The 1,941-nt window shown below is 62.7% G+C and carries 2 protein-coding genes; both read right to left on the reverse strand.

Annotated features, from left to right (window positions below):
• Positions 1–88: 88 nt before the first annotated feature.
• Positions 89–1,459 carry a DNA-packaging protein gene (locus WAO69_RS17140; RefSeq protein WP_422181383.1) on the reverse strand — a complete coding sequence of 457 codons (1,371 nt, stop codon included), beginning with the start codon at positions 1,457–1,459 and terminating at the stop codon, positions 89–91.
• On the reverse strand, positions 1,368–1,712 hold the full coding sequence (locus WAO69_RS17145; RefSeq protein ID WP_422181384.1) for a hypothetical protein: 345 nt from the start codon (positions 1,710–1,712) through the stop codon (positions 1,368–1,370). The genes WAO69_RS17140 and WAO69_RS17145 overlap by 92 nt, the downstream gene beginning before the upstream one ends.
• Positions 1,713–1,941 lie beyond the last annotated feature (229 nt).

Here is a 1,941-nt window from a genome sequence, read left to right on the forward strand (position 1 = left end):
GACCGCATGCGTCGTGTTGAGACAAGTTCTGACAGGGTTTTGCGAAGACTTTCACAACCCACCGTTCGCTGGGGTTAAGCCCTTGTTTTCAAAGGCTGCGCAGGCGCGGCATCCGCCACTTGGCGACCGGTTCGATCATCAGCTCATGCAGAGCCCAGACCAGGGCGTCCACCCGGTCGGGCGAACCTTTGCCTTCAAAGCCGCGAATGGTCATCTGTGCCATCTGATCTTCCAGCTCGCCCAGCCCGCGCAGATGATGCACCCGGCCCTGCTCGTACAAAGCCGCCACCGGCTCGGCCCGTGCGACCTTGCCCCGCGTGGCATGCACGCTCTTGTAGGGCACAACCGGATCCAGCTGGCGCACCACCTCCTCCACCAGCTGACCGCCCTGGTTGACCTCTGCCACCAGCCTGTCCGCCCCATGGCGCGCCATCGCGTCAATCGCCGCCCGTGCCCAGCCGGTCGACCCCACGCCCTGCACCGTCTCATCGGCCAGCACATAGGCCCGCCAGGACTGAGGTGCCCCTTTCATGACAACACCTGCCACCACGATCCCGCAGGCATCCGCCGAAGCCCCGCTCGACACCGCCGGATCCAGCGCCACAACGATACGATCCAGCGCCGGTGCCTCATCCACCTGCGCCATCGCCAGCATCTGAGCCGACCACAGCGCCCCCTCGATATCGGCCAGCACCACACCGTCCAGCTCTTGTCGCCCCAAGCGCGTGCCGGCAAAGCGCCGTTCGACCTCGGCCAGGAAAGACGCCGCCAGATTGGCCCGGTTGGCTTCGGTCGGCGCATGGCTGACCACGGTGGACGGAGCCGCTAGCAATTCGGTCAAAACCTCCACATTGCGCGGCGTTGTGGTCACGCAGACCCTCGGATCATCCCCCAGGCGCAACGCGAATTGCAGCATGTCCCAGGTCGACTGCGCCTTGCGCCACTTGGCAAGTTCATCCACCCAGGCCGCATCGAACTGTGGCCCGCGCAACCCATCCGGATCATGCGCGGAATAGGCTTTCGCCTCGGCCCCGTTCGGCCAGATCAGCTTGGCCTCCCCCGCTTTCCAGCGCGGACGACGATCGGGCGGCGAACAGGCCAATATCCCGCTTTCGCCGAAAACCATCACATCGCGCACCTGATCGAATGTCTCGCCCACCAGCGCAACCCGCCGCGCGCGACCCGGATCCAGCGGCATGGCACCCTCCACCTGCGCGCGCACCCATTCGGCACCCGCGCGCGTCTTGCCCGCACCGCGGCCGCCCAGAACCACCCAGGAATGCCACGTCCCTTCCGGCGGCAGCTGATGCGGCATCGCCCAGAACTCGAAAAGGAAAGGGAGGGCACGCAGCCCCCCCTCCCCAAGTTCATGCAGAAACTGCTCCTGAAGAGCAACAGGTGCGCAGGCGAGCCAGGCGGCACCCGATTTCAAATCGAGCGTGGTCAAGGTTGACGGCATATCCGCCTTGCACGATCCCGAGGGTTCGGTTTGTTTGTTCAGCAAGGATCGTCTCCAATCTCTGACAGTTTCTGATCAGGCCCTCTGCAGGCGACAAAACCTTTGCCACCAAGGCCAGTTCGACATCCTCTCCTGCTATGACCTGTTGGTTCAGGCCTTCGATGACGTTGCGTAGATCCCGGATCGAGTTATGGACCGACCGAACCAGTTCTGCGGTCTTTGACTCGTGCTCTTCCTGAGTAACAAGTGTCATGGATTATCGTCCTCATGCGTGAGTGAGTTCCGCACGAGAGACACGCAAAACGGCCCCGCAGATCGTTCCACGAGGCCGCAAATGCACATCTTCCAGCTTGTCACAACCTATACGGGAATAAGCGCGCCGAGTCAAGGAATAAGCCGCCAGTAGGAACCGGCAAGCTATTGAAAGTTTTAGTTAAATCACCGTTACCCCAGCGTGCGTCGCTCAGTTGTCCGATGCGGGC

Origin of the sequence: Aestuariivita sp. (assembly GCF_049276915.1) — a bacterium.
Taxonomy (GTDB): Bacteria; Pseudomonadota; Alphaproteobacteria; order Rhodobacterales; family Rhodobacteraceae; genus Aestuariivita.

Excerpts from the sequence above, each read along its gene's own strand:
- WAO69_RS17145 (WP_422181384.1), bottom strand. The coding sequence starts at position 1,712 with ATGACACTTGTTACTCAGGAAGAGCACGAGTCAAAGACCGCAGAACTG.
- WAO69_RS17140 (WP_422181383.1), bottom strand. The coding sequence starts at position 1,459 with ATGCCGTCAACCTTGACCACGCTCGATTTGAAATCGGGTGCCGCCTGG.